This is a genomic window from Nocardia pseudovaccinii, from assembly GCF_050942345.1.
GTDB lineage: Bacteria > Actinomycetota > Actinomycetes > Mycobacteriales > Mycobacteriaceae > Nocardia > Nocardia pseudovaccinii.
Genome location: NZ_CP192074.1, coordinates 6579336 through 6594568 on the forward strand (window position 1 = coordinate 6579336; position 15233 = coordinate 6594568).

General features: G+C 62.1%; 15 protein-coding genes and 3 pseudogenes. 6 read left to right on the forward strand and 12 right to left on the reverse strand.

The features are described 5' to 3' along the window. Positions 1-221: 221 nt before the first annotated feature. Positions 222-1055 (reverse strand): NmrA family NAD(P)-binding protein, encoded by an 834-nt coding sequence (locus tag ACQPZ2_RS29585; protein ID WP_433521459.1) that lies wholly within the window; start codon positions 1053-1055, stop codon positions 222-224. A 300-nt stretch (positions 1056-1355) separates the two neighbouring features. Between ACQPZ2_RS29585 and ACQPZ2_RS29590 the strand changes: the two genes are divergently transcribed. Continuing rightward, a complete protein-coding gene (locus ACQPZ2_RS29590) occupies positions 1356-1502 on the forward strand; it encodes a DUF1059 domain-containing protein (protein WP_433521460.1) in 147 nt (48 codons plus the stop codon). A gap of 327 nt (positions 1503-1829) precedes the next feature. Here the strand turns inward: ACQPZ2_RS29590 and ACQPZ2_RS29595 are convergent, their stop codons facing one another. Both ACQPZ2_RS29595 and ACQPZ2_RS29600 read right to left on the reverse strand, forming a co-directional pair. After that, on the reverse strand, positions 1830-2543 hold the full coding sequence (locus tag ACQPZ2_RS29595) for an alpha/beta fold hydrolase (protein ID WP_433521461.1): 714 nt from the start codon (positions 2541-2543) through the stop codon (positions 1830-1832). A gap of 570 nt (positions 2544-3113) precedes the next feature. Further along, complete coding sequence (locus ACQPZ2_RS29600) at positions 3114-3293, reverse strand: hypothetical protein (RefSeq protein WP_433521462.1); 180 nt, start codon at positions 3291-3293, stop codon at positions 3114-3116. A 180-nt stretch (positions 3294-3473) separates the two neighbouring features. Here ACQPZ2_RS29600 and ACQPZ2_RS29605 point away from each other — a divergent pair, with 180 nt between their 5' ends. Continuing rightward, positions 3474-4190 (forward strand): TetR/AcrR family transcriptional regulator, encoded by a 717-nt coding sequence (locus ACQPZ2_RS29605; protein ID WP_433521463.1) that lies wholly within the window; start codon positions 3474-3476, stop codon positions 4188-4190. Between the two features lie 214 nt (positions 4191-4404). Here the strand turns inward: ACQPZ2_RS29605 and ACQPZ2_RS29610 are convergent, their stop codons facing one another. Both ACQPZ2_RS29610 and ACQPZ2_RS29615 read right to left on the reverse strand, forming a co-directional pair. Further along, positions 4405-4668: a response regulator transcription factor gene (locus ACQPZ2_RS29610; protein WP_433521464.1), complete on the reverse strand. Its 264-nt coding sequence runs from the start codon at positions 4666-4668 to the stop codon at positions 4405-4407. 265 nt (positions 4669-4933) lie between these two features. Beyond that, positions 4934-5308, reverse strand: a pseudogene (locus tag ACQPZ2_RS29615) (protein kinase domain-containing protein); the annotation flags it as partial. A 1064-nt stretch (positions 5309-6372) separates the two neighbouring features. On the opposite strand from ACQPZ2_RS29615, the gene ACQPZ2_RS29620 reads away from it, so the two are divergent. Both ACQPZ2_RS29620 and ACQPZ2_RS29625 read left to right on the forward strand, forming a co-directional pair. Next, complete coding sequence (locus ACQPZ2_RS29620; RefSeq protein WP_433521465.1) at positions 6373-7035, forward strand: MspA family porin; 663 nt, start codon at positions 6373-6375, stop codon at positions 7033-7035. Positions 7036-7100: 65 nt separating this feature from the next. Then, entirely contained in the window at positions 7101-7766 is a 666-nt protein-coding gene (locus tag ACQPZ2_RS29625; RefSeq protein WP_433521466.1) for an MspA family porin, read from the forward strand. A gap of 170 nt (positions 7767-7936) precedes the next feature. Here ACQPZ2_RS29625 and ACQPZ2_RS29630 read toward each other — a convergent pair whose 3' ends face one another. The 7 genes and pseudogenes from ACQPZ2_RS29630 to ACQPZ2_RS29660 all read right to left on the reverse strand — a co-directional run bounded on the left by ACQPZ2_RS29630 (position 7937) and on the right by ACQPZ2_RS29660 (position 13062). Next, positions 7937-8212, reverse strand: coding sequence for a hypothetical protein (locus ACQPZ2_RS29630; protein WP_433521467.1), 276 nt, complete (start codon positions 8210-8212; stop codon positions 7937-7939). Positions 8213-8622: 410 nt separating this feature from the next. Then, a pseudogene (locus ACQPZ2_RS29635) lies at positions 8623-8811 on the reverse strand (transposase); the annotation flags it as partial. A 68-nt stretch (positions 8812-8879) separates the two neighbouring features. Next, positions 8880-9161 carry a hypothetical protein gene (locus ACQPZ2_RS29640; RefSeq protein WP_433527719.1) on the reverse strand — a complete coding sequence of 94 codons (282 nt, stop codon included), beginning with the start codon at positions 9159-9161 and terminating at the stop codon, positions 8880-8882. Positions 9162-9246: 85 nt separating this feature from the next. Beyond that, positions 9247-9390: pseudogene (locus ACQPZ2_RS29645) on the reverse strand (IS110 family transposase); the annotation flags it as partial. A gap of 1619 nt (positions 9391-11009) precedes the next feature. Further along, a complete protein-coding gene (locus ACQPZ2_RS29650) occupies positions 11010-12098 on the reverse strand; it encodes a sensor histidine kinase (protein WP_433521468.1) in 1089 nt (362 codons plus the stop codon). Then, a complete protein-coding gene (locus ACQPZ2_RS29655; RefSeq protein ID WP_433521469.1) occupies positions 12095-12751 on the reverse strand; it encodes a response regulator in 657 nt (218 codons plus the stop codon). Before ACQPZ2_RS29655 ends, ACQPZ2_RS29650 begins: the two co-directional genes overlap by 4 nt. A 50-nt stretch (positions 12752-12801) precedes the next feature. Next, the gene (locus ACQPZ2_RS29660) at positions 12802-13062 is read right to left on the reverse strand and encodes a hypothetical protein (protein WP_433521470.1); all 261 of its coding nucleotides are present in this window, start codon (positions 13060-13062) and stop codon (positions 12802-12804) included. A 332-nt stretch (positions 13063-13394) separates the two neighbouring features. On the opposite strand from ACQPZ2_RS29660, the gene ACQPZ2_RS29665 reads away from it, so the two are divergent. Both ACQPZ2_RS29665 and ACQPZ2_RS29670 read left to right on the forward strand, forming a co-directional pair. After that, on the forward strand, positions 13395-13742 hold the full coding sequence (locus ACQPZ2_RS29665) for a hypothetical protein (protein WP_433521471.1): 348 nt from the start codon (positions 13395-13397) through the stop codon (positions 13740-13742). 352 nt (positions 13743-14094) lie between these two features. Beyond that, entirely contained in the window at positions 14095-15216 is a 1122-nt protein-coding gene (locus ACQPZ2_RS29670; protein ID WP_433527555.1) for a tyrosine-type recombinase/integrase, read from the forward strand. The last annotated feature ends 17 nt before the right edge of the window (positions 15217-15233 follow it).

A 15233-nucleotide genomic window follows, 5' to 3' on the forward strand; every position in this document is an offset into this window, starting at 1 on the left:
ACCCGGATCGTGCACATACGAGATCCACGTCGACCTATCGCCAGAGCAGTGACGATGCCGCCCGACCCGGAAACTCTGGATCGAAGCCGTTGAGATCAGCCCCCGTCATGCGCCGATGATATGCACCCTTCCTCTAGGCAGAAGGGTGCATATCCCGGGGTTACCCGCCCAGTCGTTGAACTCTGATCACCCAGCCACAACCGCTTTCGGTAAGGACGCCGTTACGCGTCCCAGACCCCGGTTGCGGCAGTTTCGCGGGCGTACTCGGAAAAGTCCTTCGGCTTGCGCCCCAAGGCTTCTTCGACACCGTTGACCACATGGGAGTCGGATCCATCCAGGCCGCCAGCGAACATATCGGCGTACTCCACGGGCAGGCCTCGCTTCCGAACCACCTCACGGTATTGCTCGATGGTCAGCGGGGTGTACACAATCTCGCGCCCGGTGGCCGCGGACAGTTCAGCGGCCACCTCGGCGAAGCTGAGCATGGCCGGACCTGATAGTTCGTAGGTCTTTCCAACATGCCGGTCGTCCGTGAGGGCGGCAACCACGACTGCGGCGATGTCATCGGCGTCGACGAACGCCTCGGCGGCATCACCGAAAGGCAGGGCGATCTCTCCGGCCTTGACGAGCTCGGCGAAACCGAGAATAGAGGCCTCACTGAAGTTCTGATTGAACCAGCCAGGACGGACGATCGTCCACTCGGCTCCCGCACTCTTCACGCCCTCCTCAACGGCCTGGACTTCGCTACTGCCCCGACCCGAGAGCATTACCAGTCGACGGATACCCCGGGCCACGGCGGCACGGGCGAAAGCCTCAATCTGCTCGCCGGCTTCCGGAGTGCCGAGTACGGGGTGGATGATGTAGACCCGGTCCACCCCGTCGAGAACGGCTGTCCAGGTCTCCGGATCCTCCCAGACGAACGGCGGCTGGGCACTGCGCGAACCGATGCGTACCGGGCGGCCCTGGGACTCGAGGCGCGCGACGACGCGGCTGCCAGTGGTGCCGGTGCCGCCGATGACAAGCACGGTGGGATTGGTCTGTTCGGGCGTAGGCATGGTTTCTCCTCCATAGGATGCACTAATACTTGACACACCGTATCCTTACATTACCCCATATCCAAGCTATACTTGTTATGGAATATGAACAGTGTATAGTAAGCGCGTGGCAGCCGGACCGTAGCGACAACGCTGCACAAGTGGCGCTGGCCGCCCGCAGAAATGGACATAGCGTTGGCACGGGCGTTCCGAAGCCACCCGGAGCAGGTCACTAGATCCGTCAATTCCCAACCGGCGGTTCCGCATCAAGCAGGGCTGGCGATGCGCCCGCCCGAAATGGCGTCACACGAGGAGATCACGATGAAGAATCGCCTGAACTGCCCATGTGGTGAGTACATTCGCGGCATGGACGAAGTTGACCTTGTTGACAGGACTCGAGCCCATCTGGACGAGAAGCACCCGGGCAGCAAATACACACGCGAAGAAATTCTTTTCATCGCATACTGACTGCGCCGATTCGAAAGCGATCTATTCTCCGACAGCAAGTAGGATCACACTCCGTTGCGGTCGGAATGTTCGCCCTGTACAGCGTCGGCCTCGCTATATCCGCGAGTTGATGCGAAAGGGCGAAGAATACGGCACCCCGTGCTCACCGGGTCGGACTTACCGCAGCGACGATTGCCTATGGTCGGGGGAGGCTTGTGAGCCACGGCTCACAAGCCTCCCCTGGCCAGATCAGTCACGAGACCATCTCCCTGGCTGACTATGCCTCGAAACGACGGCGTCGCCACCCGGCTTGTCCAGGACGTCCCACTCCATGCCCTACCCGGGGGGTCATGCCTTCAGGAAGGCTTCGGCCAGTTCGATCGGGCGCGTGAACAGAGCCTCATGGCTGCCAGGCACTGCAACCGGCGTAGCGCCAACGCGCGAGGCGTACATCAGCCAAGCTTCGCGGGGCAGCGCGATGTCCTCCTCCCCATACAGGTAGGTCACTGGCTTGCTGAACTTCTCGACGTCGAGCGGCTCGACGCTATAGTCGAAGTACTGCTTAGGATGCGGACTGAGAAGCTGATGCGTGAGCAGTTGAACCTCAGGGGTTCCGTCATTGATGAACGCGCTGGACCACACGTCGAACGGCATGCCGACCGTATTATTCCCCGACTCTGCCGCCAGCTTGGCCAGAAATTCCTGGTACTCGGGCGGCGTTTCGGCGAAGATAGGCGCCCCGCCGGGCGTGAAGGCACTCCAGAAGATGGCCTTGGCGATTCGCTCGGGGATAGCGGATGCGAGCGCGGCTCCGACGGAGCCGCCCCAGCTATGCGCAACCAGGGTCACATCCTTCAAATCGCGTTGACTGATGAGACTCTTCAGACTCTCGATGATGTCCGGAAAGGAGTACTTCGTCGGATCCTCGTCAGGGTGCAGACCCGGAAGAGTCGGAGTCAAGACCGTGTGCCCATCGGCCCTCAGCCGATCCGCAACGGGTCGCCACGCCCACCCACCGTGGTATGCACCGGTGATAAGCAGGTAAGTCTTACTGGCCGTCATCATATATCCTTCCAGGGACCTTGGACCCGATATTAGTCCAAGATATATTTTTAAATGTATTATCTTAGCCACTGTGCGTCAACCAGCAATTTCGCGAAGCCGGTGCACGAAGGCGGTCCGGGGGACGAACCGAGCGCCCGGCTCGGGCAGCCGCGTCAGCTGGTCCGACTTCCGAATCGGCTACCACCAGGGCCCACTGCAGCAGACATGCACGCTGGTCCGAAGCGGCCTGATCGTCACAGCAACCAAGAACCGCCGCACCTCGTAGAGCACCTACTGCAACGGCACGCAGATGAAGGAGCGTCTCGGTTCGCGGCGTCCGGTCACAGCGCTCCTCACGCTCTTCGCCGCAGGGTTGCTGCACGAATCCGAGGTACCCATAAACCGCCAAGCCACTAATACCAAGAAGCATCAGGTGGGACTGCCGCACGATCGGGCTGGGCCACGCAGCCTGACCGGCCGGCGGCGTCACGATGGTCTTATCGGATTGAGGTCAAACGGCCAAGGGCGGTTCGACGGTGGTGATGGTAGATCTGCTCGATCCAGGCGACGATCGTGATGCGCAATTACTCACATCCGCCCCAGGACGGGGGTGAGGACATTCTTCTGCAGCAGCGCGAAGACACTCTCCACAGGGGCCTCGACAACCACATGTTTCCAGCGCTCTTCGCTGCTCACGTCGTGACCGAGAAATATGCCACCGATCCATGCAGCGGGCTTCGCGCCTCCCTCTTCCAACCGGTCGGTCATCGTTACCTTTGGCCCTGCTCTGGGCGCCGTCGGTCACGATCATTACGTGGTCGCGCAGACCAGACATGGCTGCCCTTACGATTGGGTGAGATCCGAAGCTACCATTCGCCGCGACACATTTGCTATACACTGTGCAGATAAATTACGGCGACCATCAACTTAATGATGTAGAGTAAGGGTATGGCAAGTAGCGGGGCAACCACACGTCGTGAACGACTACGGACCGAGACAACGGCCGAAATCAAGAAGGTGGCGTTGGATTTGATGGCCGAAGGCGGCCCTGGGGCAATCACCCTACGCGCGATTGCCCGGCAAATGGGCATGACCCCGAATGCCATCTACGGCTACTTCGCAACCCGCGACAACCTTATCACCGCTCTGGTCAACGACGTCTACTCCGCACTGGCAGACGCCGTCGAGGCAGCTGTCGACGCTGTCCCTCCCACGCTCCCCGGACGCCGAATCCAAGCTTGGGGCCTTGCCTACCGCGCTTGGGTACTCGGCAATACCGAAGGATTCCGGCTAATCTACAGTGATGCTGTCCCTGGTTACGTCTCCCCGTCCGATGGCGCTGCACCGGAGGCCGAACTCCGATTTTGTAGGAGCCTGACCGAGCTGACGGCCGCTGCCTGGCCATACGCCGAGGAGCTCTACAAAGACAGCGACTTCGAGTGGTCCGACTTCGACGCCGCCCTCCTGGATGAGGTGCGCCCGCACCTCCCTGGACTCCCCCCGGCCGCCGTTGCGCTGGCCCTGCGCATCTGGAGCCATTTGCACGGACTTGTCACACTGGAGCTCCATGGCCATCTACGCGGCGGAACGAAGAGCATGGCCAAGCTTTTCCGGGAAGAACTCGTCCACCTCGTCAGGTCATTGCGCATCCCGCCGGAGAACTGACGACCGGCGCCGATCACTGCGTGGTTCTGCGCCATCGAGATCCTGTGATCGGTCTGGATGGCGGACGCACGCGCACAAGTCACTGCTCCAGCCGGTACACCACCACAGCGTCTACAGTTCTAGCATCGAGTTTGGTAACGGACGTCGAGTGACCGTCGCCAGATCAGAGAAGACGGAACCATGGAGCACGGCACGCCGACTTCGTCGGCGGGGGTCAGGTGGTCTCAATGCGGCCGCGCTCGACCACCCAGGCCGCGATCTGTGCCCGCGAGGTGAACCCGAACTTAGTCAGGTGTTCCACGTGACCTTGCGCGGTGCGCAACGAGATCACCAGCCGGGCAGCGATCTCTTTATTGGATCGGCCTTCGGCGATCAGGTCGGTGACCTGCCGCTCACGGTTGGTCAGCTGCGCCGACAGTTCATCGGGCGGTGAGGTCGAGCGGTCGCTCGCCGAGGGCGAAGCTGATCGCGGCGCCAATACTCATATCCCCACCTTCCCGCCGTGCTGCGGCATATGCCCGTGCGCCGAGCGCATGGCGCGTACGACGCTCGCACTCTTTATGATCGACTAGCAGATCGGGAAACGGCAGCGTCGTGGAAGTGATTCCCACCATCTTGCCCAGCGCATCGGCGGCGCCCATCAGCACGGCAGCCCGTCGGGCATCGCGCTGCTCGGCCGCGATCCACGCCAGCCCTTCCAAACAGGTCGCAGCGGTAAACGGATCATCCACCAGTCGCGCGAGCCGGATCCGCGCGTCCAGGGAACCCTGCTGGTGATACGGCATCACCAAATACAGCCGACCGCTTCGGGTTTCGCCGACCTGCAGCACGCTGACAATGTTCGGATGCCCTGTCAGCCGCCCCATCGCTCGCTGCTCGCGAACGAACCGCTCCCGGTTCTCCATCAGGTCACCGGTCAGCACCTTCACCGCGACCGTACGATCCAGACCGACCTGGGTGCACGAGTACACGACCCCGAAACCACCGCGACCGATCTCCTCGGCATCCTCGAATCCGACAGCACTCAACTCCGTGATGACATCAGTGCCGACATCACGCTGCGTATTCAAAGGATCGCTCTCGGCCGCCGACCGCTTGCGATCCGCCGGTCGGGGCATACCATTCAGAGTATCGCTGTCGGCGCTGAGCGCGAGCAGGTCAGCGGCGGTGATCATGTCCCTTTCGTTCTTCGGGGATCCCAGGTCGCTATGTCGAGTCCCCAGATGAGCTCCACGACCGGCTCTCCGTGCTGCTTGTCTGACTATCGACGTCACTCTGCCGGCCACCCCCGTCCAAGATCGCGAGCTGACCATACGCGCCGCCTCACGGCGACCAAACCACAGAATGTGGTTCGCAGGCTGTCGCGATGGATGATTCGGACGCCGGACCGAACAAGCGAAGCTGATGTCGCCGTTCGAGGGTGCACACCTACGGCCACGTGGCGGCGCAATGCAGGCGACGTCCGCAGTGCTGGCTCCAGAAAGACTGTCACCGAGCAGGTTCCATAACCGGCCGCCCGGTACAGTCGGCGGGCGCAACTGCCACAGCGAGTGTTGTGCGCGGTCACGATCGGTAACCGCGCCGGGACCAGGCTGACCGAATACCTGGCGACGAGAGTGAGCCAGATGACTTCGGCTGCGGTAGATCCGTTCGCTGCCTGATTCGGTGCCGGTGACGCGCAGCGCTCTAGGCCATCGACGACTTCGCCCTGTGCTGGCGGACATTGCAACGGACAGATCCTATCGGCATGCGGTCCCGCCGCCCATCAACGTACTCACCGACGGCACAACCGAATGCCGCGTGCTCGTCCTGGACGAGTCCGACGATGAACTCGGGGCCTGAGACAGGAACAGCGGCGCCCGCGCGCCCGGCTGCTCTTGGACCGATGAATCGGATACCGCGACAGCAACACCCGGTGGATGCCGAATATGGGATCACCTGCTCGAGCCGGTTCTCTGTGTTCCCTTCAGTCGCGCCCGGAGGCGTGGAGCGTTCGCTCCGCCCGATCCTCCGAAGGATGTACATCCGATCCGCCGACTGGCGGAAGAAAACGGCCAATCGGGGGATAGCGGGGGTGCGGCACCGCGACCAGACTCGTCGGCACAGTGGGTTGATCCATTCCATGGACGAGCGTGGTGCAAACGCCGATTCGTGGAGGTTCACGTAATAATGATGAGGGCGAATGATCATTGAACACGCAAACCTGCGACGACTAGCAGTCGTCGGAGCCGCCGTGGCCGTTACTGCGGCCTTCGGGGCTGCCGGGATGGCGAATGCCGACACCTTCGTGCCGTTGCCGGACGGCCAGAAGGCTGGTCCTGGCGTCACTATTTCCCGCAACGGTGAGCACGCGTTGGTTTCGCCATCGCTGGCCGCGAATGGCGCCGGTCGCGTCGTGTGGGTATCAGGCAATGCTGTCGCCGACGTTACAGCCACCCCGGAAGGTATGCCGGGCCCGAGCAACGGACCCGCTGGTGCGCCTGGCACCAACAACTCCTCGACCCATGGCACGTCGCAGCTGAGCACCGGCTATGTCGTCGGTTGCCAGGTCAGCATCTCCGACTCGGCTATTTCGGCGGGCGTGTCCGGTGCCGTCAAACTCGATGGCGCCAGCGGCGGTCTCTCGCTCGGGTTGAAGCTGGGGCCGGGTGAGGTCAAGTTCGTACAGATCGACTACAAGGACATCCGTAAGCCGGGTGTCTATTCGGTCGAGTATCAGGATGCGGAGATCCAGATCCAAGGGTGCGCCGGGTACGCCCAGGCGCGGGCGTACAGCGTTGTCGAGATAGTCGGCGACAGCTACTCGAAAACCACCCTCTACGGGGCGCCGTTCAGCATTGGCTGACATCGATTGAATCTTCCAAATCCCTTCTCGGCGAGACGAACTTGAATAACAAGGAGTAGTAAGGCATGAGCAATCGCAAGATACGTGCAGTCGGGGCGTGCGCGGCCGCGACGATAGCCGCCGCACTGTGCTCCACCGGTGCGGCCAGCGCCGACACCGTGATCGCACTGCCAGGCGGCGAAATCGTCAAGTCACTGTCCGACGGCACGGTGGTAACGATCCGTCTGGTCGGCGAATCCGCGAGTATCAACCCGTCGATGGGAGCCACACCGGTGCACCGCAACGCATGGGTTTCCGGCAGCGCTCAGGTCGAGTTGTCCAGTGGCATCGGCGGCAGTATCTTCCCGGGCTATACCGTCGCCTGCCAAGTGAACATCGCGGGTGGGGGAGTCACCGGCGGCGTGGACGGCTCATTGGATTGGAGTAATGGCAAAAATGTGAAACCTAGCGTCGGCGCCAAGAGCGGCGGCAATTTATCGCTCGGGCCTGGTCAGGCAGAGTCCTTTTATGTGCTGGATCTCGAACAAGCCGACGACTTCGGAAACGAAAGCCACAAGAAACGCAATAAATTCAAGGCTACCAGTGGTTCGGTCACCTGGGCGGACGAAACCATCGGCCTAAACGGCTGCGGCGGTTATGCGCAAGCACGTGCATTCGTCAGTGTCGAGGTCGAGACGGCCAACGTTGTCAGCTGGGTCACGCTTTGGGGACAGCCGTTCAGCCTCGGGTAGCGGCCGACTGATCAACTAGCCGCGCCGCGTGCGCGGTAGGTCCTGCGATATGTCTCCGCAATGGCATATCGCCGGGCAGGCAGGCGTGCCTGCAGGATTCGCCGACCCGACTGTCCCGAGGTACTCCCCTCGCCTCCAGGCGCGGGCTGGCGAATCTTCCCCGACTGGCTTCATGTTACTGCACCTGCACCTGTCAAAATTCGTTGCAGCAGAATGATTACCGGCATCGGCACGCCGATGATCAGCTTGGTCCACAGGATTTCGGCGTGCGATGTGTATGGCCGCCATCGGTGCCGGTACCCGCGGTCGCGAGCCAGGCCATCGAAATAAAAAGACTCCCCATCCGTCTCGAAGCGTAAGTGCCCGCCGAGTCGGACGTGCACCTGAATCTGCGCAACTACAGCTGGCCCCAAGGCGCCAGTGGCCGCAAATAGCTTGCGCGACATCCTTGTTCTCACCTGCATCTGTCCGGAGCCTTGGGCAGGACAGCTCGGCACGTCAACCCTCAATATGCTTGCCCCATGGGACCGCTTACGGCACTTGCTCAGCTATCCCCAGCCCGGAGGGGTTTTGTCATGACACCCCTTGTGTCAACCCCAAGATCAAAGTCAGGCTGCGGCCTGCTGTTCGGTGTACTTGCGGGCACCGCCGTGCAGGACCGGATCGTAGGTCGTGCCGTACTCCCAGCAACGCCGCATCGCTCGGATCCAGGCTCTGGCCAGGATGCGGGTGGCAGGGGATGATCTTTGCCCGAGGCGCGAGCCCGGTTATTGATGTCGGCGGCCCTCGGGCTGGAGAAGCGGCTGTTCGCGGCGAAGGTGGTGATCGCGAGGCGCAGGCGTTTGTTGCAGGCCCAGCGGAACGACACTCCGCGTTGGTTTCCCCGACGCATTGGTGACCGGGTTGTTCCGGCCAGTGCGGCGATCGCGTCGGGGTAGTCGAATACCTCGCGGGCGTCGCCCCATTCGGCCAGGATCTGTGCGGCGTTGATCGTGTCGGCGCGAGGGAAGGACCAGAACACCTCGCCGTCGGGGTGAGTGTCCATCCTCTCGGTGAGGGAGCGTTCCCGCGTCTTGATCGCCGTGTTGAGCGCACTGAGCACGTTGACTTGGGTCAGCACTGCGTTGCGCACGCCGTGGGTGAGAGCGGGGTCGCGCTGGTGCCGGTCGGGGCCAGACGCAGCCGGGCCAGCACAGTGGCGGGTTTCTTGCCCGAGTAGCCTCGTTCGGCGCAGAATGCGGCGATCCGCTTCTCGATCAGCGATGCGGCGGACGCGGCGGTCGGGTATCTGGTCAGGACTGCCAGGGCCATGGCGGATTCGATGTTGGCGAGTATGGCTTTGGCGGCGGGCCCCTGCGCGTCGAGCAGCGCGGCGAGTTGGTTGCTCGCGGTCACCCGAGCCTCGACCAGGTCGCCGCGGGGTGCGGGTCATGGTGCGAATTACCTTGGTGTGACCCGACATTGGTGCTGCGAGGCGCAGCCGGTGGATACACACTCGCAGGGAGTCGGCGATCACCTCGGCATCGCCGGGGTCGGATTTGGCGCCGGAGAGGACCTCGGACTCGCGCCAAGTCTTGATCGCGGTCGGCTTGACTGGCAGCACTGGGTGGCCGGCCGCGAGCACGGGCGTCTACCAGCCGCCTGTCGGGGCGTTCGATCGCCACTGCACCCGCTCGGGATCGCCAAGCTTGTCGAGCTGGGCGGCGAGCCGGTGAGCCCGGCCTTGGTGTGCTCGATGGTGAACGCAGCGACTTTGCGTCCGGTCTGGTCGAGCACACACATGGCGTGTTCGGTTGCAGCCCAGTCGATTCTGATGAAGAACAACGGCCGTCATGCTGCGGCAACTATGTCGCCTTCCTATTCGTGTCACGAGGCAGCGGCCAGGCGGAGGCAAGGAAACCGACAGCGCAGTAGGCATTAACCGACGCTCTACGGCGCGTCCCCGTGTCATCGCTTGACGGTTTCAGGGAAGCCGGGGCGGCAATGTCATGCAAGCCCTCGAGGGGGCGACCGCCACGGGCCGTCACCCGGCTTCCGCCTGTTCTTACCGCACACGCCGCGTTGGCGTCTGCCAGAAAGAGGGTCCACTAGTGACCACCGTAGCGGACCATCAAGCGGCTGGCTTTTTCCTCCACTTGGTGGAATAAATTCTACGATCGACCGATGTGCCCCCGCACTGGAAGTGCCACGCTGTCCGCGTGACTTTTGCGATCAGATCTGCACAGTACATCGGCGCTACAGCAGAGGAGCTGGATACAGTACAACGCGTCGGAATCTTTAATAGGAGGGCGATATTCCGCCGACATGGGCTCTGCCAGTTGAATCCGAATGAAATTGTGCTTCATAAGTGGTTCGACACCGACGAGCTCAGGCTTACTGCACCGGACATTGATACCTTTCAACTCTCTCCTCCGTCGCGCCTTCGTAGATTCTTTGTTGGCACTTCGGACGCCAGGACGCACATAATTCTGTACACGACGAGCTTCGGCAGAATCCACCTCCTCCTCGAAAGGGGTGTGACATCGGAGCATGCTCGCGATCAAACCTGGGCAGAGGCAATTGGTGAATGGCTACGCACGTAATAATGGCCGCAAGCGCGTTGCCGCCGCTTCCGTTGCCGCGGTGACAGCATCGCTCATATTGTCAGCGGCAACCGCAGCGCCAGCAGCGTTTCCGTTGCGGAAATGGACAACGGTAGGTTGTGTTGCACTGTTCTGTTACGCGCTGCGAATATCGCTGACGCATTGCTTCCGATCCGCCGGTAGCTGTACTGGCATCAGCACTGCACCTTTCGCGTAGAATCACAACCCACACGCGATGTCCAGCTTTGTTGACGTCATTATGGCGGTGGCTTCGATCGCCGTGACAACATTGACGTTCACGTTCGCCTCATACCGGCACGATCGCTGGACAGTCCTGCGAAAAGCGGGGCTAGTTTGCCTGTGCGTCGGATCCATGGTGACGGATGTGGATGATGGTTGCGGACATACTGCTGTCAACAACTGCCAGGGATAATCTGCCATCCGCTCCTGGGGATGACGATGTGCCGGTTGCGGCCCCCTGGCGCTTTCGCAGCCATCATCGAGACCGGCACCAGCGACTCTTGGTTCCGATGTCCAACGTCTCGCTCACTGTATCCAGGAAGGTGCCGTTATGATTTGGCTGCCGCGCTAGCATTCACAGCTCGCCACGTGCAGGGCGGAGTCAGCAGGCTTCAACCAATGGGCGACGCAGGTCGGGATCTCAGCGGGGTAGGAGTAGTTCAACAACGTATCCACCTTCGGAGGTGGGTGCGGAAGCGAAACTGCCGTTCAGCAACTCGGCCCGTTCGGCCAACCCAAGCAATCCGTGATGGGCACCGGGAAGAGGTAGGGCTGGGCGGGTGGGTGGGGTGTTGGTGATGGTGACACCGTAGTTCGTGCTGTCGTGCCACACGTGGACGGTGGCGGTGGCACCAGGGGCGTGCTTGCGGATATTGGTGAGCGCTTCTTGGACGGTGCGGTAGATCGCGCGTTGAGTCGGTGCATCGGTGTCGATAGAAAGACTGCCGGTGAGCGCGACGGGTATTCCACTGGTGTCGAGAAGCGCGCGTAGGTCGGCAAGGGTGGGCTGTGGTGTGATGTCGGTGCTACGACCACCGGCGACGCGCAATAGGGTGACCATGTGGCGTAGCTCGTCAAGCGTTGCGACACTCAGGCGACGGATTGTGCGGGCGGCTTCTTCGGTATCCGGATCTTTTGCTACGACCTGGAGCGCACCGGCGCGCACCGCGATCAAGCTCACCTGGTGGGATACGACATCGTGCATCTCGCGACCGATCTGGGCGCGTTCTCGGGCAAGAACTGCCTGGGCATGAAGTTGGCGCTCATGGGTGCGGGCCTGCTCGATCTCTTCCAGGCGCAACGAAAGGTCGCGCTTCGTCTGTACAAGCTGGCCCAATAACACTGGTGCGAGAGCAAAAGCGAGCAGATATACGAAGATGATCAGTGTGTCGGCGTGATCGGTGATGTCGTTCAGCGGCTGCGGTGCGGCCGCGGCCAGCGCGGTTGCCACGACACATGCACCGAGCGACCAACGGGTGCGGGTCTGTTCGGCCAGCGTATACAGCGCGACGGCCGGGGCGGCGACCATGGGCATTATCCAGGACCCCGGCAAGGTGAGCAGGTAGGTCACCAAGGGCCAGCGCCGGCGCAGCACAAGGCCCAAACACGCTGTCATTGCCAGAACTACCTCGACCGGAGTCAGGCCTTCGATGCCGAGTGCGACATCGGCCGCTGCAATGACGATCGCGAGCAGATCGATCGACCACACCCGCATGGCGCCCTTGTTCATCGAGGCTCGTGTTTGTGCCGGGACAGCAGCCCGCCACGCTGAGCAAGCAGCGCCGCAGTGACTCTGTTGGTCACACGTAGTTTGGTGAATATCGCGCTAATGGTGTCCTTGACGGTGCCGACACTCAGATGGACCCGATGGCCGATTTCTGCATTAGACAGTCCCTCGGCCAGCAGCGTCAGTACCTTGCGTTCACGGTCGGTCAGCAGGTCGATGCGGGCGACTTCGGCGGTGTCTATCAATTCGGTTCCCGATAGCAGCGCGGCAGAGGCCTTTGGTGACAGCACTACTCCGCCAGCGGCCAGGGTGCGGACCAGCCGGGCTAGCAGTTCGGGCTCGGTGTCCTTGAGCACGAACCCGGCGGCGCCCGATCGTAGCGCCGACACGATGTATTCGTCGCTGTCGAATGTAGTCAGCATGGCCACTACCGGTGGGTCCGTGAGATCGCGAACAGCATCCAGCACAGCCAATCCGTCCATGTCGGGCATGCGGATGTCGAGTAACACCACGTGCGGGTGTTCGCGCTCGATAGTGGCCACCGCCTGTGCCCCGGTAGCACTCGCGACGACCTCGATATCGACGGCGGCGTTCAGGATCATCTCGAACCCTGAGCGCACCAGCGCTTCGTCGTCGACGATCACCACCCGGATCACTGAATGCCTCCTATTGGTCAGGGTGCCCACTGCCAGCCAGCTCCGATCGTCTAGTTTCGCCGACAAATGAAATCCAAGCCCGGCAGGCTGGCTCCGCCCCGACGTTCACCGCGAAGATAAACTGGTTGCTCGATTTCGCGCACCCGAACATCCAGTGCCGCAGGAAGTTTGAGCTTGATGCTGAATACCACCGTGGGTTCCGCAACCGGCATCGGACCGCTGACGACGGCGCGATCCACATAGCGGCGGGCTTGCCGCAATGAACACCCGAACCGATCCGCCAACCCACGCGCAGCATCGGCCACCGGCACACCGCATCCACCAACTCCGCAGCCGCGTTGACACGACGTGCGAATTCAGCAGCATCGCAACGATTTCCAGCCACGGCACAAGCCTACTACCGGACAGGTCACACCACCCTCGGAACACGACGCGGCCGTTCCAACCGCCAATAGCGCGGCGTGACATCGAAACAGAAGTTGCCAACTGCGTTGGAGGCGTGCTCATACCGCCCTGCGCGGTGCCGGTCATCGTGTCCTGATGCTCGCCGAGCTCGGTGAGGATCCCGGCTTTCAGAAACGCCCTGACCAGCATCAGGACGCGTTTATCCTTGACCCGCAACCGAACTCGGTCCATCAGGGCCGTGTGGTCGATCCGGTCGAACGAAGCCTCGTCTTACTACCGGTCTCGAGGACTTCCCATCGGCGGTGACGATCACCGCTGGCTCGGCGACGGATTCACCGCCGGCGAACAACTCACCCCCGGCGCCCCCTGGCGCATCCGCCTCGCCAACGAGGTCCGCTCCCTGTTCGTCGACGACGCACCCGAGGAATGGCTGGCCATGCTCGAAGCCACCCTCGCCTACAGCGTCTCCCGCCAAACCATCATGCACCGTGTCAAGACCGGCGAACTCCAAGCCGTCCACGTCCGCACCGGACGCCGAAAAGTCCTGCGTATCCAGCCACCACCCACCCAGAAAGGACTGTTCTAACCATGATAATCAGCGAAAGGAGCAGTGTGACAACGCATCCATTGATGTGTTCACTCACTACGTGCGACCTCGTGTCGCACCGGCGGCTCCGCCCCACCCGGCCCGTTCGACGGTCGATGCCTCTATCCCGAGCGGCGCAACCGGATCGTCGCGCCACCGGGAGTCTGACCGGGTGGTTCCCGTGTTCACTGTGATTCGCTCGACGAAGGAGGAGCCCAACTGTGTCCCTGCGGCATCGCCGTGGTTATCTTGAGCCCAGTCAGCGGCGTCTTTCATGTCTGCCAAGGGATTTCGGGGAGCTTCGATTCCCGTGGTGGACGTGGCTATCTCCGGCATGTCCATGAAGTTGGTCATGTTGGAGGAATCAGTGCAGGTGCAGCGCGTGGTGATGCCCGGGTCGGGAGTCTCGTCCTGGACGGTGTTGGGTGACGACGACGCCCCGGTAGGGCCGATCGAGAAGTATCTGACGTATCTGACCGATATCGACCGGTCGCCGAACACCGTCAAGGCGTATGCGCACGACCTGAAGGACTACTGGGTGTTCCTGCAGCACCGGGGCTTGGACTGGCGCGAAGTACGACTGGAGGACATCGGTGAGTACGTCGCCTGGCTGAGCCTGCCGCCACCCGGGCGGGCCGGCCAGGTCGCTGTGCTGCCGTCGATCCAGCCGCACGTGGCGGCGTCGACCGTGAATCGAAAACTCTCGGCACTGTCGGCGTTTTATGCCCATCATGCGCGGCATGGTGTCGATGTCGGTGAGCTGCTGACCACCTGGCAGGTCCCCGGCCACCGGGGCGGCTGGAAGCCGTTCCTGCACCACATCAGCAAGGGCAAACCCCAACCGCGGCGGGCGGTTTCGCTGAAGGCGCGGAAGAAGCTTCCCCGCGTGCTGACGGTCACGGAAATGCAGCGACTGATGGATGCCCGCGATCGGCTGCGCGACCGATTTCTGCTTGCATTGCTTTGGGAGAGCGGCGTAAGGATCGGTCAGGCGTTAGGTCTGCGGCACTGCGACATCGCCGCCGCAGAGCGTGAGATCACTATCGTTCCCCGCAACAACGAAAACGGCGCACGAGCGAAATCCCATGAGCAGCACACGATTTCGGTGTCGGCCGAGCTGATCCGGTTATGGGGTGACTATTTGCATTGCGAGTACGGCGATCTGGACTCGGACTACGTGTTCGTGAACCTGTTCGCCGAGCCACAAGGACGGGCGCTGTCCTATCCTGCCGTCTACGACCTTGTCTTGCGGTTGCGGCGGCGCACAGGACTCGACTTCGATCCGCATTGGTGCCGGCATTCGGCGGCGACCAGGATGCTGCGCGACGGAGTCCCGATCGAAATCGTATCCAAGCTGCTCGGACATTCCTCGGTGACAACAACTTTGTCCGTCTACGACCACCTCACGGCGGAGGACGCCCGGCGGGAATTGCAGAAGGCGGGTTGGTTTACCGGCAGGGAGGTGAGCTGGTGACCAGCACGGTCGATGCT

Bases quoted from the DNA above. Each gene is read 5' to 3' on its own strand.
- ACQPZ2_RS29585 (WP_433521459.1), bottom strand. From the start codon at position 1,055: ATGCCTACGCCCGAACAGACCAATCCCACCGTGCTTGTCATCGGCGGC.
- ACQPZ2_RS29670 (WP_433527555.1), top strand. From the start codon at position 14,095: ATGTTGGAGGAATCAGTGCAGGTGCAGCGCGTGGTGATGCCCGGGTCG.
- ACQPZ2_RS29590 (WP_433521460.1), top strand. From the start codon at position 1,356: ATGAAGAATCGCCTGAACTGCCCATGTGGTGAGTACATTCGCGGCATG.
- ACQPZ2_RS29595 (WP_433521461.1), bottom strand. From the start codon at position 2,543: ATGACGGCCAGTAAGACTTACCTGCTTATCACCGGTGCATACCACGGT.
- ACQPZ2_RS29625 (WP_433521466.1), top strand. From the start codon at position 7,101: ATGAGCAATCGCAAGATACGTGCAGTCGGGGCGTGCGCGGCCGCGACG.
- ACQPZ2_RS29620 (WP_433521465.1), top strand. From the start codon at position 6,373: ATGATCATTGAACACGCAAACCTGCGACGACTAGCAGTCGTCGGAGCC.
- ACQPZ2_RS29630 (WP_433521467.1), bottom strand. From the start codon at position 8,212: ATGTCGCGCAAGCTATTTGCGGCCACTGGCGCCTTGGGGCCAGCTGTA.
- ACQPZ2_RS29600 (WP_433521462.1), bottom strand. From the start codon at position 3,293: ATGACCGACCGGTTGGAAGAGGGAGGCGCGAAGCCCGCTGCATGGATC.
- ACQPZ2_RS29650 (WP_433521468.1), bottom strand. From the start codon at position 12,098: ATGAACAAGGGCGCCATGCGGGTGTGGTCGATCGATCTGCTCGCGATC.
- ACQPZ2_RS29605 (WP_433521463.1), top strand. From the start codon at position 3,474: ATGGCAAGTAGCGGGGCAACCACACGTCGTGAACGACTACGGACCGAG.